Source organism: Paenibacillus sp. HWE-109 (assembly GCF_022163125.1).
GTDB lineage: Bacteria > Bacillota > Bacilli > Paenibacillales > NBRC-103111 > Paenibacillus_E.
This window is the reverse complement of record NZ_CP091881.1, coordinates 7,276,849-7,297,518: the sequence shown is the minus strand read 5'-3', so window position 1 is coordinate 7,297,518 and position 20,670 is coordinate 7,276,849. Positions and strand designations below refer to the sequence as shown.

General features: G+C 45.5%; 22 protein-coding genes. 20 read left to right on the top strand and 2 right to left on the bottom strand.

The features are described 5' to 3' along the window. The first annotated feature begins 18 nt into the window (after positions 1-18). The 5 genes from LOZ80_RS31285 (at position 19) to LOZ80_RS31265 (ending at position 6,446) form a co-directional block, all read left to right on the top strand. Positions 19-1,980 (top strand): DHH family phosphoesterase, encoded by a 1,962-nt coding sequence (locus tag LOZ80_RS31285; RefSeq protein WP_238168258.1) that lies wholly within the window; start codon positions 19-21, stop codon positions 1,978-1,980. After that, complete coding sequence (gene rplI / locus LOZ80_RS31280; protein WP_238168257.1) at positions 1,977-2,426, top strand: 50S ribosomal protein L9; 450 nt, start codon at positions 1,977-1,979, stop codon at positions 2,424-2,426. The genes LOZ80_RS31285 and rplI overlap by 4 nt, the downstream gene beginning before the upstream one ends. Before the next feature lie 126 nt (positions 2,427-2,552). Beyond that, positions 2,553-3,917, top strand: a complete 1,365-nt coding sequence (gene dnaB / locus LOZ80_RS31275; RefSeq protein WP_238168256.1) for a replicative DNA helicase — start codon at positions 2,553-2,555, stop codon at positions 3,915-3,917. 443 nt (positions 3,918-4,360) lie between these two features. After that, complete coding sequence (locus tag LOZ80_RS31270; protein WP_238168255.1) at positions 4,361-5,647, top strand: adenylosuccinate synthase; 1,287 nt, start codon at positions 4,361-4,363, stop codon at positions 5,645-5,647. A gap of 160 nt (positions 5,648-5,807) precedes the next feature. Further along, positions 5,808-6,446: a hypothetical protein gene (locus LOZ80_RS31265; RefSeq protein ID WP_238168254.1), complete on the top strand. Its 639-nt coding sequence runs from the start codon at positions 5,808-5,810 to the stop codon at positions 6,444-6,446. A gap of 7 nt (positions 6,447-6,453) precedes the next feature. Here LOZ80_RS31265 and LOZ80_RS31260 read toward each other — a convergent pair whose 3' ends face one another. Then, positions 6,454-6,702, bottom strand: coding sequence for a hypothetical protein (locus LOZ80_RS31260; RefSeq protein WP_238168253.1), 249 nt, complete (start codon positions 6,700-6,702; stop codon positions 6,454-6,456). Positions 6,703-6,975: 273 nt separating this feature from the next. Here LOZ80_RS31260 and LOZ80_RS31255 point away from each other — a divergent pair, with 273 nt between their 5' ends. From LOZ80_RS31255 to LOZ80_RS31230, 6 genes are all read left to right on the top strand, one after another. Continuing rightward, on the top strand, positions 6,976-8,523 hold the full coding sequence (locus LOZ80_RS31255) for a M23 family metallopeptidase (RefSeq protein ID WP_238168252.1): 1,548 nt from the start codon (positions 6,976-6,978) through the stop codon (positions 8,521-8,523). Positions 8,524-8,668: 145 nt separating this feature from the next. Continuing rightward, positions 8,669-9,388: a response regulator YycF gene (gene yycF / locus LOZ80_RS31250; RefSeq protein WP_029196128.1), complete on the top strand. Its 720-nt coding sequence runs from the start codon at positions 8,669-8,671 to the stop codon at positions 9,386-9,388. A 2-nt stretch (positions 9,389-9,390) separates the two neighbouring features. Further along, a complete protein-coding gene (walK, locus tag LOZ80_RS31245; RefSeq protein WP_238168251.1) occupies positions 9,391-11,223 on the top strand; it encodes a cell wall metabolism sensor histidine kinase WalK in 1,833 nt (610 codons plus the stop codon). Next, the gene (locus LOZ80_RS31240) at positions 11,220-12,509 is read left to right on the top strand and encodes a YycH family regulatory protein (RefSeq protein WP_238168250.1); all 1,290 of its coding nucleotides are present in this window, start codon (positions 11,220-11,222) and stop codon (positions 12,507-12,509) included. Before walK ends, LOZ80_RS31240 begins: the two co-directional genes overlap by 4 nt. Positions 12,510-12,539: 30 nt before the next feature. Continuing rightward, a complete protein-coding gene (gene yycI / locus LOZ80_RS31235; RefSeq protein WP_238168249.1) occupies positions 12,540-13,379 on the top strand; it encodes a two-component system regulatory protein YycI in 840 nt (279 codons plus the stop codon). Positions 13,380-13,439: 60 nt separating this feature from the next. After that, on the top strand, positions 13,440-14,240 hold the full coding sequence (locus LOZ80_RS31230; RefSeq protein WP_189013697.1) for an MBL fold metallo-hydrolase: 801 nt from the start codon (positions 13,440-13,442) through the stop codon (positions 14,238-14,240). Here LOZ80_RS31230 and LOZ80_RS31225 read toward each other — a convergent pair. Next, the gene (locus tag LOZ80_RS31225; protein ID WP_189013695.1) at positions 14,209-14,418 is read right to left on the bottom strand and encodes a hypothetical protein; all 210 of its coding nucleotides are present in this window, start codon (positions 14,416-14,418) and stop codon (positions 14,209-14,211) included. The two genes, LOZ80_RS31230 and LOZ80_RS31225, sit on opposite strands and share 32 nt — an antisense overlap. Before the next feature lie 202 nt (positions 14,419-14,620). Between LOZ80_RS31225 and LOZ80_RS31220 the strand changes: the two genes are divergently transcribed. From LOZ80_RS31220 to LOZ80_RS31180, 9 genes are all read left to right on the top strand, one after another. Beyond that, positions 14,621-15,838: a S1C family serine protease gene (locus tag LOZ80_RS31220; RefSeq protein ID WP_238168248.1), complete on the top strand. Its 1,218-nt coding sequence runs from the start codon at positions 14,621-14,623 to the stop codon at positions 15,836-15,838. Between the two features lie 47 nt (positions 15,839-15,885). After that, positions 15,886-16,053: a CxxH/CxxC protein gene (locus LOZ80_RS31215; RefSeq protein WP_189013691.1), complete on the top strand. Its 168-nt coding sequence runs from the start codon at positions 15,886-15,888 to the stop codon at positions 16,051-16,053. Positions 16,054-16,212: 159 nt separating this feature from the next. Then, positions 16,213-16,692, top strand: a complete 480-nt coding sequence (gene rlmH, locus LOZ80_RS31210) for a 23S rRNA (pseudouridine(1915)-N(3))-methyltransferase RlmH (protein WP_189013761.1) — start codon at positions 16,213-16,215, stop codon at positions 16,690-16,692. 76 nt (positions 16,693-16,768) lie between these two features. After that, entirely contained in the window at positions 16,769-17,050 is a 282-nt protein-coding gene (locus LOZ80_RS31205) for an imm68 putative immunity domain-containing protein (protein ID WP_238168247.1), read from the top strand. Between the two features lie 347 nt (positions 17,051-17,397). Next, a complete protein-coding gene (locus LOZ80_RS31200) occupies positions 17,398-17,592 on the top strand; it encodes a hypothetical protein (RefSeq protein WP_238168246.1) in 195 nt (64 codons plus the stop codon). Positions 17,593-17,855: 263 nt separating this feature from the next. Then, positions 17,856-18,395 (top strand): UDP-4-amino-4,6-dideoxy-N-acetyl-beta-L-altrosamine N-acetyltransferase, encoded by a 540-nt coding sequence (gene pseH, locus LOZ80_RS31195; RefSeq protein ID WP_238168245.1) that lies wholly within the window; start codon positions 17,856-17,858, stop codon positions 18,393-18,395. 17 nt (positions 18,396-18,412) lie between these two features. After that, a complete protein-coding gene (locus LOZ80_RS31190) occupies positions 18,413-18,637 on the top strand; it encodes an acyl carrier protein (RefSeq protein WP_238168244.1) in 225 nt (74 codons plus the stop codon). A 1-nt stretch (position 18,638) separates the two neighbouring features. Then, positions 18,639-19,886, top strand: coding sequence for an AMP-binding protein (locus LOZ80_RS31185; protein WP_238168243.1), 1,248 nt, complete (start codon positions 18,639-18,641; stop codon positions 19,884-19,886). Continuing rightward, positions 19,883-20,608: an SDR family NAD(P)-dependent oxidoreductase gene (locus LOZ80_RS31180; protein WP_238168242.1), complete on the top strand. Its 726-nt coding sequence runs from the start codon at positions 19,883-19,885 to the stop codon at positions 20,606-20,608. The genes LOZ80_RS31185 and LOZ80_RS31180 overlap by 4 nt, the downstream gene beginning before the upstream one ends. Positions 20,609-20,670 lie beyond the last annotated feature (62 nt).

Genomic DNA, 20,670 nt, shown 5'->3' with positions numbered 1-20,670 from the left:
ATTAGGAGCTAGTTTCGAATGCCGAAGTTCCTTTTAAAGCGATGGCACGGTCAACACATCGTGTGGATTTTTGTACTGCTCATCGTCATGACAGCGACTATTTATATGTTCAAATGGTGGTTGGGCCTTACAGCCTTTCTAGTTTGCGGGATCATGGCGTACTTTACGCTGCAAGCAGAGACGGCTTTTCGTAGAGAGCTGAACACATACGTCGGGACGATCACACATCGAGTGAAAAAAGCAGGCAATGAAGTGATGAGCGGCCTTCCTATCGGAATTATTTTATATAATGAAGAGAAGCGCATTGAGTGGCATAACCCTTTTGTAGCTAAAATGCTGGAGCAGGATTCGGTCATTGGAGAGTCGCTATACGACTATTTGCCTGACTTGAAAAGCAAAAAGGAAAAGACCGACAAGCTGGAGATGTCCATCGGCAAGTTTATCTATCAAGTATGGATTAAGCCTGAAGAGCGGCTGCTGTATTTCCGGGAAATAACAGAGCAAGCGAATTTGGCGAAGAAGTACGAAGATGAGAAAACAGCGATTGGCATTGTAATGATGGATAATCTGGAAGAATCGACACAAGGATTGGATGATCAGACGCGCAGTATTATGCTCGCTAAGGTAACTGGTGAGATTACGGAGTGGGCGCAGAAGCACCAAGTTTATTTGCGCCGAACGTCCTCCGACCGTTTTCTAATTCTGCTCGACCAGAAGGCATTGCGTTCTCTGGAGCAGACGCGTTTTGAGATTTTGGATGATGTGCGCGATTTGACGATTGAAAATAAACTGCCGATGACACTAAGTATAGGGATTGCCTCAGGCACCGAACAGCTTATGGAGCTTGGACAAATGGCTCAAATGGGTCTGGATATGTCACTGGGCCGCGGCGGCGATCAAGTGACGGTTAAGGTTGGACAGCGGCTGTCATTTTATGGCGGTCGAACGAATGCCGTGGAGAAAAGGACACGCGTCAGGGCGAGGGTCATCTCGCATGCGCTGCGCGATCTGATGAAAGATAGTGACAAGGTGATCATTATGGGTCACCGGTTTCCGGATATGGACTGCATTGGGGCATCCATTGGTGTCTTAAAAGCGGTGCAGGTTGTAGGCAAAGAAGGCTACATCGTGCTGGAGGGCGTCAATCCTTCCATCCAGAAAGTGATGGAGACCATTGCCGCGGATGAGCGGCTGCATCGTTGGTTCATCACACCGGAGCAGGCTATGCAGATTACGACCCAGCGCTCTCTGGCGGTAGTCGTAGATACGCACAAAGCATCGATGGTTGCTGAGCCCAAGCTGCTGCAGCAGACGCACAGGGTCGTGGTGGTCGATCACCATCGCCGCAGTGAGGAGTTCATCCATGACGCAACGCTCGTCTATATGGAGCCTTACGCGTCGTCTACGTGCGAGTTAGTAACCGAGCTGCTCCAGTACATTAACGAGAAGCTGACGATGGAAGTGCTGGAGGCGACGGCGCTGCTGGCAGGTATCGTGGTCGATACGAAGAGTTTCAGTCTCCGCACAGGGGCCAGAACCTTCGAAGCCGCTTCGTATCTACGCCGCAACGGCGCGGATTCCGCGCTCATTCAGCGACTATTGAAGGAAGATCTCGATTCTTATCTCGAACGCGCGGAAGTCATTAAACATACAGAAACGATCTATGAACACGTCGCGCTGGCTGTTGCGGCGTCAAATCATAAATATTCTCAGTTGATGATTGCGCAAGTTGCTGATACATTGTTGAATATGACGAATATTATGGCTTCCTTTGTCATTGCGGAACGACCAGATGGATTAATTGGCATTAGCGCCAGATCATTAGGGCAAATGAATGTCCAATTGGTCATGGAGCGTCTGGGCGGTGGGGGCCATTTAACGAATGCGGCTACTCAGATTGATGGCACCATAGAAGAAGCAACGAGCCGATTGAAGAAAGTATTAGCGGATATAGAAGAAGAGGAGGGACTTTTCGAATGAAAGTAATTTTTCTGAAAGACGTGAAAGGCCAAGGTAAAAAAGGTGAAGTGAAAGAGGTATCTGAAGGTTACGCACAGAATTTCCTGATCGCCCAAGGACTTGCAGCTCCTGCAACAAACGGATCCGTGAAGGTGCTTGATAACCAGAAGAAAGCCGAGCAGCGCCGCAAGGATCAAGAGAAAGCAGATGCACAAGCACTAGGCGAGAAGCTGGGTGAAATGACCGTTCAAATCAAAGCCAAAGCTGGCGAAGGCGGACGATTGTTCGGAGCGATCCCTAGCAAGCAAATTGCTGAAGTTCTGGAAAAACAATATAAAATTGTGATTGATAAACGTAAAATTGTTTTGGAAGATCCGATTCGTACGCTAGGCGTAACGAAAGTTCCTGTTAAACTGCACAGTGATGTAAGGGCTAGCTTGAACGTACAAGTGACGGAAGAGAAGTAAGAAAAGATAGATGGATAGATAAGAGTCCCTAAGGGGGCTCTTATCTATTGTCAGCCAAATATCCAGCAACTTATGATAGAATAAGAGAGTTAGACAAACATTGAAATGAAAGGCGGGTATAACAGCATGAGCGGAGATAATATGTTTGTGGATCGTGTACCCCCTCAAAATATAGAGGCTGAGCAGGCGGTACTCGGTGCTATTTTGATAAATGGCGATGCTTTGATTACAGCCATGGAGCGGATCTCCAGCGATGACTTCTATCGTGGGACGCATCAACGTATCTTCGAAGCGATTGTCGAGCTTGCCGAAGATCAGGAGCCTGTCGATCTCATTACGCTCACAGCGCTTCTTCAAAACAAGCAGCAGCTGGAAGAGATAGGCGGCGTAACCTATCTGTCGGAGCTGGCGAATGCCGTGCCAACAGCTGCCAATATTGACTATTACGCCGCGATTGTCGAAGAAAAGTCGATGCTTCGCCGGCTTATTCGCACGGCGACACAGATCGTCTCCAACGGCTATGCCAATGAAGACGATGTAGGCTCCATGCTCAGCGAGGCTGAATCCAAAATCCTTGAGATTTCGCAGCGCCGCAGCTCCAGTGGATTCGTCGTCATTCGCGATGTGCTCATGGAAGTGTTCGAAAAGGTTGAGCAGCTCTACTCCAATAAGGGGGGCTCAACCGGGATTCCTTCGGGGTTTATTGATCTCGACAAGATGACATCCGGCTTTCAGCGTTCTGACCTTGTCATCCTGGCCGCTCGTCCTTCCGTAGGTAAAACCGCGTTTGCGCTAAATGTAGCGCAGAACGTCGGGGTCCGGGCGAAGGAAACCGTCGCGATCTTCTCTCTGGAGATGGGCGCCGCACAGCTCGTACAGCGTATGATCTGCGCGGAAGCGAACGTCGACGCCAACCGTATGCGGACGGGTTACCTGGAAGGCGACGATTGGGAGAAGCTGACGATGGCGATCGGCGCTTTGTCCGAAGCGAACATCTATATCGATGATTCACCATCGATTACGGTCGCGGACATTCGCGCCAAATGCCGACGTCTGCAGCAGGAGAAGGGGCTCGGCATGATCCTCATCGACTACTTGCAGCTGATTGCCGGCCGCGGCAAAGGCGACAACCGTCAGCAGGAGGTCTCTGAGATCTCCCGTACGCTCAAGCAAATCGCGCGTGAGCTCAACGTACCGGTCATCGCGCTCTCACAGCTGAGCCGGGGCGTGGAGCAGCGGCAGGACAAGCGCCCGATGATGTCTGACCTTAGGGAATCGGGCTCCATCGAGCAAGATGCCGACATCGTCGCGTTCCTATACCGTGACGATTACTACGACAAAGAATCCGAGAAGAAGAACATTATCGAGATTATTATTGCCAAACAGCGGAACGGGCCGGTAGGCACCGTGGAGCTGGCTTTCTTGAAGCAGTTCAATAAATTCGTGAACATGGATCGAAGTCATCAGGAAGCAGCAGCCGGTCAGTATTGACGGCTGTTTTTTCTTTCGCATTTTTCTCACAGATTCGCAGAGTGAATCGCTTAGTGTGTGCAATATCCGAACAATTATACAGGCGCCTGTGGAATCGTTCGTTTTTCATTGACTTTGCTTGGGGGGACTGCTACACTAGAGACGGTGAAAAAAACCTTGTCGAATGCCTGCTTTCCAGCAGGGCAAGTTCGAAGTAAGGTCGTTTTTCATGCCGAAAGGTAGGTCCACTTCCTGCAGATCACTGCCGAAGAGACCTGGTGTTCCTTCGGTGAGTAAGCCTTTGACCCGCGATGAGCGGTGTGTAAGGGGATTTGCATCGCCAGAGGGAAGTATGATGGACGCTGAATGCTTTAGCGCTTTAATGAAGTCCAACTTTTCTCTGTGGAATTACAGCCAACAAGGCTCATTATGGGTGACTCGTCACCGTACGGAGGTAAGTGCATATGTCAACGGTTGTTGTTGTCGGTACGCAATGGGGAGATGAAGGAAAAGGGAAAATCACGGATTTCTTAGCGGAATCTGCTGAGGTTGTAGCTCGTTACCAAGGTGGTAACAACGCAGGCCATACGATTATCATTAGCGGCAAGAAATACAAGCTAACGATGATTCCTTCCGGTATTTTTTACAAAGATAAAGCATGTGTAATTGGGAATGGAATGGTTATCAACCCAGCTGCACTCATTGAAGAAATTAACTACATTCATGATAATGGTTTTACGACGACGAATTTGAATATCAGTGATCGCGCGCATGTCATTATGCCGTATCATCTGGTGCTTGACGGTCTGGAAGAAGATCGCAAAGGCGACAGCAAAATTGGTACGACCCGCAAAGGGATCGGACCTTGTTATATGGATAAAGCAGCACGCAACGGAATTCGTATCGCGGATTTGATGGACGCAGAAGAATTCGAATTGAAACTTAGACGCATTGTGGCTGAGAAAAATGTATTGATTGAGCAAGTGTACGGTTCCACAGGTCTTGATGTAGAGCCTATCCTCAAAGAATACTTGGCATTCGCAGAAGTCCTTCGTCCTTATGTGAAGGATACGTCCGTTATTCTTAATGAATATATCGATCAAGGCCGCAGAGTGCTTTTTGAAGGCGCACAAGGCGTTATGTTGGACATCGACCAAGGCACATACCCGTATGTAACTTCCTCGAACCCAACGGCTGGCGGCGTTTGTATCGGTTCCGGCGTAGGCCCAACGAAGATTCACAATATCATCGGCGTGGCTAAAGCTTACACAACACGTGTTGGCGACGGACCGTTCCCTACGGAGCTGGACAATGAAATCGGTGCTTGGATTCGTGAAAAAGGTTTTGAGTACGGTACAGTAACAGGACGTCCGCGCCGCGTAGGCTGGTTCGACAGTGTTGTTGTCCGTCACGCAAGACGTGTTAGTGGGATCACGGGTCTTTCCTTGAACTCCATCGACGTGCTTACAGGCCTTGAAACTGTCAAAATTTGCACAGGCTACATGTACCGCGGTGAATTGATTGAGCACTACCCAGCTAGCTTGAAAGCTATCTCCGAGTGCGAAGCGGTATACGAAGAGCTGCCAGGCTGGACAGAAGACGTATCCGAAGCGCGTACGCTGGGAGATCTGCCTGAGAACGCGAGACATTATGTGGAGCGCGTATCCCAGTTGACAGGTATTCCAATCGCGATTTTCTCGGTTGGCCGTAACCGTGAGCAAACGAACTTGGTTCGTCCGATCTACGCATAAAATGAACAGAGAAGCGTTCTATTGCGCTTAATAAACAAAATCCTCTAGGCTTGCTTCGGCAGCTTAGAGGATTTCTTTTGTATATAGGGATTTAATGGAGATGATTTCGTCAATACTGGGGAGGAGGATCATGATTATGTGCCAGGAGTGATACATAGAAATGAAATTAGTAGCGTGGTTGAGCAAAATCGTCATTGGAACTGTCCTTATTACATCCATAACGATGTTTACGACATGGTATGTTGTGAATATGTACGTGGAAGATATATTTCGACAATATCAGATCCCGGCCTTGGGTAAAAAGATTCAATTTAGTGAATTTGCTGCAAGATTGGGGGGCGAGCTGAATATAGTTATGCGTAGAGACGGGGGGAAGCAAGCTGCTCCAGTGGATATACCCACAGATGCGAAGCCTGTTCCTAGTCCCAGCCCGTCAGCAAGCCAGCCTAGCGACGCTAAAAGCACACCGGGCACAGCAGTCGGAGCAAGTCCATCCCCTGGCAAAGAGGATGCCCTGGCCGTGATGGGGCGTGTGCAGAGCGATGCCAGCGAGAAGAAAGAGTTGGTGATGTCGACCGAAGATTTCGCCAAGAAGAAAGAAGCCCTCTCCAGCGAGGATAAGATGAAAATATTTTCGCTTGTGGTCGCTAAGCTTCCGCAAACGGAGGTTCAACATCTATCTGTGATCTTGGAGGACGGAATTACCGCAGATGAGTTGGATCAGGTGAATGCTACGCTCAAAAAGTATTTAAGCGAGAAGGAGCAGAAGCAGCTAAGCGACATCCTGGGTAAGTATTAAGGGTGTACTAGTGCAGTTGACCGCCATATTTCAAAATGGTATCTTCGGCCTGACGGTAGCGTGATTTCTCAACGCTTACGGATAACCCATAAGTGGGCTCAGCGGAGGCGAGTTCCGCGGATTGCAGGTAGCTGTCTGCTTGAGAGTCTGATTCTGTTGTGAAACGGATATCGAGAACACCCTGCGAGCGAAGAACTTCAGCTGTCTTTTCCAAATGGTAGCGATCTGAGAATGTAGCTTCTAGATTAATTTCCATAACGGAAGTGCCCCTTTCTGTTTTCCAGAATTTTCGTCAAAAATAGGTAACATGTGCAGAAATCAATTGGGTTTATGAACAAAAAAGTGACTCTTTAGCGTCTTCTTTTGGTGGTGGACACGAATCTATCACATGGATATCGAGTATTTTGTTGAAATAGGCAGAGAAAGTGTGTTAAATTTAACAAAAGGAAGACATCCTTAATGGATATTATGTCTAATCAAGGTTTATTTATGTATCTGTGGATGCAAAACCGTTCAAAGGGAGAAGATCATGACAGGTTTCAGGGGTATGCGCTTTGTGAAGGATCTCATCAAGAGATTTACACCTCAGCGAGAAAGCTTGACCGGAAATGAATCAGTATCAGACAAGCAGCTGGAAGAAGAAACACCAACACCAACGACGCTAACGGTAATGAAACGACATAAATGGTCTCTTGCATTGGGAGTTAGTGCAATTGCTCTAACAGGGGTAATTACATTTACTGGACATCAATATGTAGAAGCGGGCATGAATGACGTCTATCATGTTATGTTGGATGGCAAAGAAGTTGGTATCGTAAGCGATAGTAAGATCATCGATGACTATAAGCAACAAAGACCTATAGCAGTTCAGAAAGATTTTCCAGAAGTGCATGTTGTGCTTGAAACGAATGGAGTCACCTACACGTCTGAAAGGGCTTACAATGTGAAAACAGATGATGAGGGCGTTGTGGCGTCTTTGAATCAACTGTTGATACCCCAACCGGTCGGGGTCGCATTGAAAGTGGACGGGAAGACGATGGCTATTGTTAAGGATAAGCAAACGGCTGATCAAATTCTTGATCAAGTAAGCGCGCCTTTCGCGCCCAAAGCTAAGGAAAACGCGAAAGTTGCTGCTCTGTCAGCGAGTATGGGCGAAGATATTGCTACGGCCCCATCTGAGCTGCAGAAGGTAGAATTTGTCCAGCAGGTGGATCAGGTCGAAGTGCCGATTGATCCCAAGGATTTGGCTAAGCCCGAAGATGTGGTCAAGAAACTGCAAACCGGTGATGTTCAGCCAGCGAAATATACGGTTGTCGAAGGCGATTGCGTCTCATGCATCGCGAAGAAATTAGGTATTACGAAGCAATTCATTTATGATAAAAATCCTGGACTTCAGGATGATAAATTGAAGATAGGCAATCAGCTGGACGTGACGGTGTTGAAGCCGCCGCTTTCGGTCAAAACAACAGAAAGTATTGTGAAGAATCAGGAGATTCAATACGATACGGAGTACGTGAAAGACGATTCGCAGCGCGTCGGGGTCGTACAACCGATTTCACCAGGCAAGAATGGGCTGAAGAAGGTTACGATTCAAGTGACGAAGATTGATGGCTTAATGACGGAAGAAAAGCTCGTGGACGAAGAAATTATTGATAAACCGGTCACAGCAAAAGTGAAAAAAGGCACCAAAGTGGTTCAAGGCGAAGGCACGGGCAAATTCGCATGGCCTGTCGTCTCCCCTAGTATTTCGAGTACATTCGGCGTACGTTGGGGCAAGCTCCACAAAGGGATTGATATAACGGGCAATAAGAACATTATGGCTGCTGATAATGGCAAAGTCATCGAAACCGGCTACAAATCCGATTACGGCAATTATATTATTATTAATCATTTGAACGGTTACGAGACGTTATATGGTCATTTGAGCAAAGTTACGACTACCGAGGGCACCATCGTTGAGAAAGGTGATAAAATCGGTATTATGGGAAGTACAGGCGACTCTACAGGCGTCCACTTGCATTTGGAAATTCACAAGAACGGCAGTTTGGAGAATCCATTAAAGTATCTAAATCGCTAAGAATACATAGGGGCAAGGTCAAACCGGATATCTCGGGAGGCCTTGTCTCTTTTTAGTAAGATATATGATAAAATAAAGGGTAGTATGCACGCATGTCCCAGAAGGGCAGCGAAGAAGTTTGATCCTTGAGTAGGCGGTGGTAGGTTTGTTTGGCAAAATTCTCGTGGTGGATGACGAACAACCGATTGCAGATATTTTGAAGTTTAATTTGGAAAAAGAGGGCTATCAGGTTATTTGTGCCTATGATGGTGGAAGTGCGGTAGAGCTTGCGTTCTCAGAGCAGCCAGATCTGATCCTGCTGGATCTTATGCTGCCTGTGAAGGACGGCATGGATGTGTGCCGGGAAGTACGCTCAAAGCTGAATACACCTATCATTATGCTGACAGCTAAAGATACAGAACTGGATAAAGTGCTTGGCCTGGAGATGGGCGCTGACGACTATGTGACCAAGCCATTCGGGACGCGGGAACTGCTTGCCCGCGTGAAGGCGCACCTGCGCAGGCAGACGAAGGCGCAGTCGGCTCCGAGCGAGTCGGACACGCAGCGCAATGGCATGCGAATTCATGCGCTTTTCATCGATAACGACATGTACATGGTGTATAAGGATGGCACGCCGCTCGATCTGACCCATCGGGAGTTCGAGTTGATCCAATACTTGGCCAAGAATTCGGGCAAAGTGATGACGCGCGAGCACCTGCTGCAAGCGGTGTGGGGCTTTGAATATTTCGGCGACGTGCGGACGGTGGATGTAACGATTCGTCGGCTGCGCGAGAAGCTGGAGACGGACCCGAGCCGTCCTGAGTATATTATGACGCGCCGGGGTCTCGGCTACTTAATGCGCAGCCCTAAAGCCGGAGGCTTCTAAGCATGAAGGGCATTCGCTTCTTTCAATCCATTCAGGCGAAGCTGATTATTATTTATGTCCTGCTCATTCTGATTGCGATGCAGTTGATCGGCGTTTATTTCTATAAGACGGTCGAGACCTATTTCAAGAATGATTTCTTGGCTTCACGCAACAGTCAGGTGACGCTGCTCGCCGGCTTCGTAGGGTCTTACCTCACCGGCGATCAAGACAGCAAGAATGCGGCCGAGGGTAAGAAAACCTATGCGGATTTGAACGAGTTCGTCAGCAATTTATTCTCGATTAATAACGCAGAGATTCAAATTATAGATGCGAACGGGAATGTTATCAGCACATCGGTTGCCAATCATTTGAAGCAAAAGAATACACAGCCGGAGGTTATCCGAGCGCTGCAAGGGATTAAGGATAACCAACGGATCTTCACGGACGAGGACGGCTATCGCAAAGTGATCATTGCCAAGCCTGTAGGCAGTGGTGTGCGCGTTTTGGGAGCCGTTTACATTATTGCGTCCATGGAGGACGTATATAAGACGATCCGTTCTATTAACCGTATCCTGATCTCAGGCACATTGATTGCCTTGGGGCTGACAGCGATTCTTGGCGTGCTGTTGACCAGTACGATTACGAATCCGATTAAAGAAATTACGAAGCAAGCAACCGCTGTTGCCGAAGGGAAATTCGATCAGCAGCTTAAGATACAAGGAACAGACGAGATTGGTCAGCTGGGCCACACCTTTAATTTCATGATGAATCGGCTCAAAGAGGCGCTCACCTTGAATGAGGAGGAGAAGGAGAAGCTGGCTTCGATCTTGACGAATATGAATGACGGCATCATCGCGACGGATGATCAGGGGCAAATTATCGTGCTGAATCGCAGGGCGAAACAGATCCTGCAAACCGAAGAGGAATCAACACTCGGTCATGACATCTCTGAGGTGCTGGGTATTCCGATGGAGACGATCCGGGGCTTCATTCAGGGGCAGGTCAATACGACGCTGCTGGATATTGAGTTGCCCGATGATGATGATCAGCTGTCGGTGCGGATCATCTTCACACCGATTCATCGGCGTGGCGAAGGGCAGAACGGGATCATTGCTGTGCTCCAGGACGTAACGGATCAGGAGAAACTGGAGCAGGCTAGGCGGGAGTTCGTCGCGAACGTGTCGCATGAACTGCGGACGCCGCTGACGACGATCAAGAGCTATCTGGAGGCGTTAGACGACGGAGCTATTGAGGAGCCGCAGCTAGCCTCGCGCTTCATTAGCGTGACGCGCAGCGAGACGGAGCGGATGATCCGGTTGGTGACAGATCTGCTGCATCTGTCGCGGCTTGATTCCAAGCAATCGATGATGAGCAAATCCACTACGTTAGTGAGTGAGATGCTGGAAGAGGTGGCGGATCGCTTCTCCTTTCAGCTGCAGCAGCGCAAGATTCAGATTGTGATTCAAGTGGAGCAGGGCGTCACCAGTCTGCGGTTGGACCGGGACAAAATTGACCAAGTCCTCGATAATCTGGTGTCCAACGCGATTAAATATACAGGCGATGAAGGGGCTATTCGTCTGGAAGCTAGGAAGCTCGAGAAGGATGTTCTGGAAATCTCTGTGCAGGATAATGGAATCGGCATTCCGAAGAAGGATTTATCTCGTATTTTTGATCGGTTCTACCGTGTGGATAAAGCGCGTTCCCGCAATATGGGGGGGACAGGGCTCGGATTGTCTATTGCCCGGGAAATAGTAAAAGCGCACGGCGGCTCCATCAATTTGGAATCCGAATTGGGACATGGAACCCGTGTTGTGTTCACGCTGCCGATTCAACAAGAAGAGGAGGATGAGCTATGATTGAAAGTCTCAAATCGATCTTTCTTGTCGTTCTGATTGGGTCCAGTTTATATCAAAGCTTTCTGCTTGCTTCTTATAATCCTCCCAAAATTGAACCGATCCAGCAAAGCAATTATGTACAGACTGAAACACTTGGCAAGCAGGCGGAGCTGCAGGATATGTTATTTCCCGATCAAATTATCGTGCATTTGGGTAATCAGCAGCACTCTGTTCTGTATCCAAGCAATTATTACTACACCAGATTGCTGGACAATATTAAACAGCGGAGCTTCAAGGGTTTCCGTAAAACCTCCATGTACTTGGTAAACGTCAACTGGGAAGAGGTTCGTTCGAAGCAGCAAGGCGTGGAGATCCGTTTTCGCGATGGCATTCCGTTCACGGTGCTTCAGCAGTTGCTTCGCATTGAAGGCGAGCTTCCCCCTGATAATGATAAGGTGACGCGCATTTGGATTTACTCCAAGGGCAATAACGAGGATGTGCGTGCTTTCTTTTTCACGGATTCTCCGGGTGTGGGCTATGAGGTTATCGGGGCCGATTTTACAAGTAAAGACGTGGAGAATTTCGCAGCTTTCGGAGATTTAACAAACCTCTATAGAACGACCAATGGTGGAGATTACTATCTTCCGCTTAAACCTTTGCGGCTTCCGAATTATACCTTTACTTACAGCTTGTTAACGGCAGATCAGTTGAAACAAAGCTTTTTCGTTGATCCGGGCATTACCCGCTATCTCAAAGAGCGCGATGGTTCCGAAATTTATACGGATAGCAAACGCGGATTTCAGTTGAATCGAGATCTGCGATGGATAACGTATTCTGATCCGGTTGCACCGGTAGAGAGCAAAAGCGAAGTGCTGGTAAACTTGCTGGCTGGCGTTAAGTTCATCAATCAGCACATCGGCTGGGATGGTAAATATGTTGTGTCTCAGACGCCAGAGAAGCAACTGCTCGACAATCAGACATTCACCTTCCGTCAGTTCTATGAATCCTTGCCGATTCTTACGGCGCAGCCCGATGGTTTCGGAACGATGAAGATGCAGGTGCAAAAAGGGATCATATCCGGTTTCGAACGGTCGATGGTGATTCCGGATCTCAAGACAGCGCAGCGACGCGATGCGGAGTTAATCTCCGGCGAAGCTTTGGAAGAACGGTTGCAGTATTATCAACGGAAGTCCAGTATCGTTTCTATTTTCCCAGCCTATCGGCCTGTTGTCTCAGACAAGACGGTTACACTATCGGCCTCATGGGCGTTGGAGCTGCGCGATGGCACGTATGATTTCATTGAATAAGGGGTTACTGAAGGAAAGAGAGGTGCGATCATGAATTGGAGCCGGGCTAAATCCATTTTGATTTGTTCTTTTTTGCTGCTGAATATGATTCTTGGCTTCCAGTTATGGTCCACCAATCGTTCCAATCAGATTGAGGTTGCATTAGATACATCTGGGAATGTAGAAGAGCTGAATCGAGCGCTCCGCAGCAAGAATATTCGCTTAACCGATGAACTGCCAACGGATATTGTCAAGATGAAGGTCATTACGGTGAAGTATGACGATAGTATCAAGCCGAGTGAACAGAAGCTGTTGAAAACACCGATTATCATGAGCAATCTGCTTGGTAAAGGGGCGAGTAGAGAAGTACAAGCCCAATCGGAGATTCCCAATTTCAATCTTTATCAACTGGATTCTATAATGAGCAAGAAAGTGAATGAAAATTGGATATATGTGTTCACACAGTTGTATGACAAGCTTCCGCTCTTCGATGTGAAAGTAGAATTGAATGAGAAAAATGGAGAAATTACCAGTTACCGTCAGGCTTACGTTGAAGTAGAATCAGGAGTAGAACAGACGGAGCAGAAGCTGATCCCCGCGCAATTGGCGGTGCGCAGCTTAGTGGACAATTATTTGAGTGAAGGTTCGATTATTACAGAGGTCCGGTTAGGCTATCACGGTCAGCCGTATAATTCACAAACACAGCCGATGTTTCCGCATTGGCGGATAACGGTCGATAACAAAGATATTTATTATTTGCAAGCTTTCAATGGGGCTGTCGAGTCGCCGCCGAAAGGGTCCGAATTAACGCCTTTTGGTCAGCCAGCCGAGGGCGAGAAGGTCGAGAATAAGGATAATCCGGATAACAAAAGCAAGGACGAGAAGAAGTAAGACAGCAAGAGCTATCGCCGGAGCGGTTAACTGAATGGCAAGCATAGAGGAGTAGGGAATATGGGAATGAGATTTACGGTGCTGTCGAGCGGTTCGACGGGCAATGCGACGGTAGTCGATAATGGGGAGACCAAAGTGTTGGTCGATGTGGGCTTTAGCGCCAAGAAGATGGAGCTGTTGATGAAGGAGCGGGAGCTCGCAGCTAGCAGCATAGATGCCATCGTGGTTACACACGAACATTCCGATCATATTAAAGGACTGGGTGCTTTTGCCCGCAAATACGATTTGCCCATCTATGCCAATGAGAAGACGTGGGAAGAGCTGGATCGGCAAATTGGTGTGATTGCGGAAGACAACAAAAAAGTCATGGAAACCGGTGGCGTCGTCGAGTTCGGCACGCTGCGGGTGGAGTCGTTCGGCATTTCCCATGACGCAGCGGAGCCGGTGGGCTACTGCTTTTATGAAGGGGAACAGAAGTTAAGTGTTGTAACCGATTTGGGCTACATGAGCGAGAAAGTGAAAGAGAAGATTACGGATTCGGACGCTATGGTGCTGGAGACGAATCATGATGTAGATATGCTGCGTGTCGGTCATTATCCGTGGAGCATCAAGCGCCGAATTCTTGGTGACAAAGGACATTTATCCAACGAAGCCGCAGGGGAAGCGCTCTGTGATGTGCTGACGAATAAGACGAAATCCGTGTATATGGCCCATTTGAGCCGTGATCATAATTTAATGGATTTGGCCAGGCTAACGGTGAATAGCATAGTACAAGAGCGTGCCCCTGAGTCCAAACAACTGCGGCTGATGGATACATATTTTGACCGATCTACGAAATGGGATGTATTGGATTCGGAGTAAGCGCGGCATCGATTTCTTCCGACTTCTGCTGAATCTCTTGCGCCGTGATTAGGCCTTTATCAATCAGGGTTTGAATAAGCGACGAGAGGACGAGGGACTGGTGATAGTGGCTATCTTTCAGGTCAGCGAGCTTGCCGATCATATTGATTTCGTCGAAATGGGAAGGAATACGATTCATGAGGGTCATTCTCCTTTGTATTTCTGATTTAAAGTTCTAGTAAACTCTAGTAATTCGGTGAGAGATTTGGTTTACTATTATTGTAGGCAAGAAGCGAGCGAAACATTCCTATTATTTGCAAACAAGGCAAGAAAGAATTGCGACATAGATGCAAGGCGAGAGTGGCGAAGCTTCCAACCCCGTCAGCGAGGAGGGACCCGAAATGAGTTTGTTTGATGATGATTTTTATTCGACCAAAAGGTCCAGACAGCGAGAGACGGCATGGCGTCCCAAAGGGTCGGGGACATTCACAAGCTTCACCGTACGTAGACGAAATGTAGCGCTCATAGCCGGGGTAGGCGGAGCATTAGCCATGCTCCTGCTGGTCGGGGTTGTAGGTGGTTTTCGTGGTCATAGTGCTGAAACGGCGGCGGCTCCAGTGGCTGTAGCCAAAACAGAAACACGTCCGATGAACGTCAACGACTCTGTCGTGGCAGCAACGGAGAAAATCAAGCCTGCGGTTGTTAGCGTAATCTCCTCGAAGAAGGATGACAAAGGCCAAGAAACCGGGCTTGGTATCGGTTCAGGTGTCATGTTCGCCAAGTCGGGCGATAAAGTACGGATTGTAACGAACAGCCATGTCGTCGAGAATGGGAACCAGTTCGAAATCGTGAATTTCCAAGGGGAACATCGCAAAGCGACACTCGTTGGGCGGGACAAAATTACAGATTTGGCTGTTCTGGAAGCAGACGGCAAAGATATTAAAGTGCTCGCTGAATTCGGAGATTCCGAAACACTGCGTGCTGGAGAAATGGCAATCGCCGTCGGCAATCCGCTCGGACTTGGATTCTCTCCTACTGTAACGCAAGGCATCATTTCTTCGCCAAAGCGGACGATCCCCGTCTCACTTTCACGTGAAGGGACGGATTATGACTGGGAGATGGATGTCATCCAAACGGATGCGGCTATTAATCAGGGAAACAGCGGCGGCCCGCTGGTCAATATCGATGGTAAAGTGATCGGTATCAATTCGATGAAGATATCCGATACTGGTGTGGAAGGATTAGGCTTCGCTATTCCGATTAACAGTGTTAAGCCGATCCTGGAGAGCCTGATTACGGATCACAAGGTCAAAAGACCGCTGATGGGCGTGTCGACCCAGGAACTGCAAGCTTTTAAAGGAACGGATGTATTAAAGCTGCCGGCAGATGTGAAAACTGGAGTTATCGTCTTCGATGTATCCGGTCCTGCCAAAGAAGCGGGTCTCAAAGCACAGGACGTGATCGTCCAGTTGGATGACCGCAAGATCGACAGTACGATCTCGCTTCGCAAATATTTGTACAACGAGAAGAAGATCGGCGATAAAATCAACGTGGTCTACTATCGCGGCGGGAAGAAGCTTACGACCGTGGTTACCTTGGTAGAAGCTGCAGATAAGTAAAGATGAGCGTATAGGTCAAAGATATATGGCGGATGAGAGGTACTTGCATGCATGTTGTTTGTAAAGATCATGTAGAAATCGCAATAGATGAGTTTGTTGATGAGTATGAGGAAGCTCCAGATATCGTAGATTTGGCGAAGACCCACTTCGCGAATTGGGAGCCACCGACGCATTGCGAGCATTGCCAGGAATTAGCGCGATTTCTAGTTGTATGAGGAAGGCGGAAGCCTTCCTTTTTGTTTTTGTTTGGGGGTTGGTGTGGTGGGGCGGGCGATTACATTGGATTATTTTCAGTGGATCGAGGAAAAAGGTGGGAATATGCTCGATTTGGATGTATTTTATCCAATGAGCAATTGAGGGGAGAAATATCGTTCATGCATATACAGATATTAACGGTTGGGAAATTGAAGGAGCGCTATCTCGTGGACGGGATTGCGGAGTACGTGAAGCGCCTTGGGCCGTATGCCAAGGTGCAGATGATTGAGGTGCCGGACGAGAAGGCACCGGAGAACATGAGCCCTGCTGAGGAGCAGCAGGTGCGGGTTAAGGAGGGCGAGCGGCTGTTGGCCAAGCTCGCCGCGGACGTGTACGTCGTGGCGCTGGCCATCGACGGCGAGATGTGGTCGAGCGAGCAGCTGGCAGGCTCGCTCGACAAGTTGGCCACCTACGGGCGAAGCCAGGTGGCCTTCGTGATCGGCGGCTCGCTGGGGCTATCTGGCGAGCTGCTGCGCCGTGCGGATATGCGGCTGTCTTTTGGCCGCATGACGCTACCGCACCAGCTCATGCGGTTGGTGCTGGTGGAGCAGATTTATCGCGCGATGCGGATAAATCGGGGGGAACCGTATCATAAATAGTGGTAAAGCAGTAAAGCCAATAACCTCTTGTATATTGGAACTATCTTATTGGGAAAACTACAATGCCTAAAAGAAAGTGGGAGAACTTGATATTGCCTGCGGTGCTCTAATCGATCTTTCAGCCATTGTGTTGGAGTCTCTTAAATCAGGCTATGTCGATTTGCATGATTTGGATGAGGCTAGGCAGCCGTGCAAACTTTATATTGATGCCTCTGAAGAAAAAAGAAACCTGCTTCGGAATGAATTGTACAAGTTTTCCCGTAATCCGCTGGCTTACGATTTAGCCGAGCTTGTTCCAGCCGATGATATGAGGGAGCTTGCGGAAAAGGCAAAATTGATCTCAGATGAGCTGTTATAAGTTGCTTACATTCTCCAGCATGCAGAGAATCTAGCGATTGATGAGTTACTGAGTAAACAAAAAAATTGACTGTAAAGGGCTGCTGGTGATGCTATCACGGCAGCCCTTTGCTCCGCTAACGAAGAAACCTCCATGAGGGAGGTTCCTAGAAAGTTATTCAGGCTCTTCGCTCTACTAGATGGGTAAAGCCACATAAAATAGGATCATAGTTACCCCAAAAATTAAGAGTTTCTTAAAAATTCGTATAAAAGGGGAAGGGCTAAAGACGGATTTAGAACCTGCGTGCTGATAGCGCTGGAATTTAACCAGATATATTTTGTACACTTGCAACGTAAAGTGGGATAGCGGTGAATTTCTATGAGTCAGACATAGCCATGAGCTATAGCGAGGAAGTCAATATTACAGACAAAAACCAGATTAAAGATGCGATTGAAAATACGAGCCTCTATTTAAATAAAATATTATGCAGCCGGGATAAAATAAGTTTTTCAGAGGCGACGAAGGAGCTGGCCGCGGCCAGCTCCTTCGTCGTTTGCCTATAAACCGTTATGCTGAGCCGCATCACAAATGAGAGAGTTTTCATTGTTATGGATGTCGAGCAGGTGGACCAATAAAGTTACATATAATTCCATTGTCAAATAATATGAGAACATTACACAAATAAAACTTAATAAACTGTTATATTTAGGGGGATTGTTGTATCCTAATTATTAGTTTAGTTATAAATAAAATGAAAATCCGAAAATAAAATCAACTTTTTATAGATTTAGATTTGCTTAGCAAAAAATAGGAGGATTAGAGAAGCATGATAGATTTTATAAAATTAAAAGAAGAACATCTTGAACAAGTATTAGAATGGAGAACTAAAGAAAGTGTCACAAGATTTATGTATACTGACATTGATTATAACTTAGATAACCAAAAAAGATGGTTTGAAAAAGTTTCGAAAATGCCAACCGAGAAGTATTGGATTATTTCCATTAAAGGGAATTTAGCAGGGGTTATCTCTTTGAATGATATAGATTTTACTAATAGGAAAACAAGCTGGGGTTTTTATATAGGAGAGGATAATTATAGAATGTATGGTGGAATAATTCCTCAATATCTATATAACTATGTTTTTAATGAGCTTAACTTGAATAAAATTACTGCAGAAGTTATGGAAGGGAATAATAATATAATAAAAATACATAAACTTCATGGTTATAGAGAGGTTGGATATTATAAAACTCATATATTAAAGAATGGTAAATTTCAAGATGTACATTTGATGGAGTTACTAAAAGAACAATGGAACCATAGTTCAAAAAAGTCCGAAAAATATAATAATAAATTTGAAGACTAAATAATGGAGGCGTCAAAATGAATCAATTATTAGTTATTATAAATGAAATGTTAGAAGAATCAGGAAAAAAAAGCATAGAAACCCTTGAGCACTCTCTAAATCTAAGGGATGACTTGAATATGGATTCACTAATGTTAGCTGAACTGACAGTGAGAATTGAGAATGAATGTGATGTTGATATCTTTGAGGACGGCATTGTTGAGACAATTGGAGAGATAATCACTAAGTTAGAAGGAAAATAACATGGAAAAAATTTTTTTAGTGCATGGTAAGCAAGAGTACACCTACCAAGACCTCATCATAGATTTAAATAATATGGAATTTTCTTCACCATTTTTGTACGTCGTTGGTAACGATCCATATAAAATATTTTTATCAATTATTCATAGCTTAGTCCACGGTTATTCCATTGAAATTTTAGATGGTGACTTCTCGGAGAATGAGCTTGAGGGAATTGGATTTAATTCTGAGTTATTATCTATTTCTAGAAAGTCAGAAGAGAAGTTGAAAATTGTTGATTTTAAACATCTTTTAAAATTAATAAACAAAGAAAAGAATTGGGAGTCAATCTTATATACTTCTGGCACCTCTGGTCGTCCTAAAAAAGTAAGTCATACCCTAAAAACATTGACTAGGAATGTAAAATCACTTGCCAATTTTAAAGAAGATATTTGGGCTTTTGCTTATAACCCGACACATATGGCAGGCATACAGGTATTTTTTCAAGCTCTAATTAATCAAAATACTATGATTTATACTTTTGATGGGCAACAAAGATATCTCCCAAATTTAATTGAAAAATATAAAATAACCAATATTTCTGCGACCTCTACCTATTATAGAAGTGTATTACCTTATTTTAAAAATAGTCAGTTTGAAAGTATTAAGAGAATTACATTTGGTGGGGAAAAGTATGACTCCAATATGGAAAATATAATTAAATCTATATTTCCTAATGCAAGAATAAGAAATATTTATGCATCTACAGAAGCAGGAAGCTTATTTGCTGCTTCTGTAGATATTTTTACAATTCCAGAGAACATAAGAGAACTTGTTAAAATTAGCAGTAATAATGAATTATTACTGCATCAAAGTTTGTTAGGTCATTCAGAATCGTTTTCTTTAGAAGAGGATTGGTTCAAAACAGGGGATTTGGTTGAACAATTAGATAGTTATAGTTTTAAATTTAAATCTCGAACGTCAGATATAATCAATGTAGGTGGATATAAAGTAAATCCACTTGAGGTTGAGAATACGTTAATAAAAGTTCCTGGAGTAATAGATTTACTAGTAAAGTCTAGAGAGAATAGGGTTACAGGGCACATACTTGTTATAGATGTTGTTAAGGATGAAAATGCTGATGATATGGAACTAAAAAAGTCTATCAAGAAGTTTGCGAGTGAACACTTACAAGAGTGGAAAATTCCTAGGATAATTAAGTTTGTAGAAGATATTCCAAGAACAAGAACTGGAAAAAAGGTGAGAATATGAAATGGATAATTGTAACAGGTGATTCCAAAGGACTTGGAAAAGAAATAGTTAATCAGATATTGTCAGAAACGGATTATGGAGTAATTGGTCTTAGTCGTTCTAGTGAAGAATCCGTTCAAGATTTAGTTGAAAAGTATCCAAATAAATTTAAACATATTTCTTACGATTTAGAAGATGTGAGTGATATAAAAATATTATATACTCAACAAATTCGCAAATTAGGACCAATTTATGGATTAGTAAGTAACTCTGCCCTAGCATATGATGATATTGTATCTAATTTAAATATTGATAGTTTAGAGAGTATGTTCAAAGTGAATGTTTTCTCAGCGATGCATCTAACTAAGTATGCAATTAGGGATATGTTATTAAATAAGATTCAAGGTTCAATTATTTATGTATCTTCTGTAAGTGCCCATACTGGTTATAAAGGTTTAAGTATGTATGCTTCAACCAAAGGTGCACTGGAATCGTTTTCAAAAAATGTTGCTAGAGAATGGGGAAGTAAAGGGATTCGTTCAAACTGTGTTGTTCCAGGATTTATGGAAACATCTATGAGTGCGTCATTAACGGATGAGCAAAAAGATCGTATATATAAAAGAACTTCATTGAAAAAAGAAACTGATGTTAAAAGTGTAGCAAGCACTGTATTATATCTGTTATCAGATAAATCAAGGTCAATTACCGGGACTGTTATTCATGTAGATAATGGAACCATATAAAATTCTTTATATAAATCAAATTCTAAATTCCTTTCAATTTTAACTAATGAATGCTCAAGAAC

Bases quoted from the DNA above. Each gene is read 5' to 3' on its own strand.
- dnaB (WP_238168256.1), top strand. From the start codon at position 2,553: ATGAGCGGAGATAATATGTTTGTGGATCGTGTACCCCCTCAAAATATA.
- LOZ80_RS31220 (WP_238168248.1), top strand. From the start codon at position 14,621: ATGAGTTTGTTTGATGATGATTTTTATTCGACCAAAAGGTCCAGACAG.
- yycI (WP_238168249.1), top strand. From the start codon at position 12,540: ATGAATTGGAGCCGGGCTAAATCCATTTTGATTTGTTCTTTTTTGCTG.
- LOZ80_RS31265 (WP_238168254.1), top strand. From the start codon at position 5,808: ATGAAATTAGTAGCGTGGTTGAGCAAAATCGTCATTGGAACTGTCCTT.
- rplI (WP_238168257.1), top strand. From the start codon at position 1,977: ATGAAAGTAATTTTTCTGAAAGACGTGAAAGGCCAAGGTAAAAAAGGT.
- LOZ80_RS31285 (WP_238168258.1), top strand. From the start codon at position 19: ATGCCGAAGTTCCTTTTAAAGCGATGGCACGGTCAACACATCGTGTGG.
- LOZ80_RS31180 (WP_238168242.1), top strand. From the start codon at position 19,883: ATGAAATGGATAATTGTAACAGGTGATTCCAAAGGACTTGGAAAAGAA.
- LOZ80_RS31230 (WP_189013697.1), top strand. From the start codon at position 13,440: ATGGGAATGAGATTTACGGTGCTGTCGAGCGGTTCGACGGGCAATGCG.
- LOZ80_RS31255 (WP_238168252.1), top strand. From the start codon at position 6,976: ATGACAGGTTTCAGGGGTATGCGCTTTGTGAAGGATCTCATCAAGAGA.
- LOZ80_RS31190 (WP_238168244.1), top strand. From the start codon at position 18,413: ATGAATCAATTATTAGTTATTATAAATGAAATGTTAGAAGAATCAGGA.
- LOZ80_RS31225 (WP_189013695.1), bottom strand. From the start codon at position 14,418: ATGAATCGTATTCCTTCCCATTTCGACGAAATCAATATGATCGGCAAG.
- LOZ80_RS31185 (WP_238168243.1), top strand. From the start codon at position 18,639: ATGGAAAAAATTTTTTTAGTGCATGGTAAGCAAGAGTACACCTACCAA.
- walK (WP_238168251.1), top strand. From the start codon at position 9,391: ATGAAGGGCATTCGCTTCTTTCAATCCATTCAGGCGAAGCTGATTATT.
- LOZ80_RS31240 (WP_238168250.1), top strand. From the start codon at position 11,220: ATGATTGAAAGTCTCAAATCGATCTTTCTTGTCGTTCTGATTGGGTCC.
- pseH (WP_238168245.1), top strand. From the start codon at position 17,856: ATGATAGATTTTATAAAATTAAAAGAAGAACATCTTGAACAAGTATTA.
- LOZ80_RS31260 (WP_238168253.1), bottom strand. From the start codon at position 6,702: ATGGAAATTAATCTAGAAGCTACATTCTCAGATCGCTACCATTTGGAA.
- LOZ80_RS31270 (WP_238168255.1), top strand. From the start codon at position 4,361: ATGTCAACGGTTGTTGTTGTCGGTACGCAATGGGGAGATGAAGGAAAA.
- LOZ80_RS31215 (WP_189013691.1), top strand. From the start codon at position 15,886: ATGCATGTTGTTTGTAAAGATCATGTAGAAATCGCAATAGATGAGTTT.
- rlmH (WP_189013761.1), top strand. From the start codon at position 16,213: ATGCATATACAGATATTAACGGTTGGGAAATTGAAGGAGCGCTATCTC.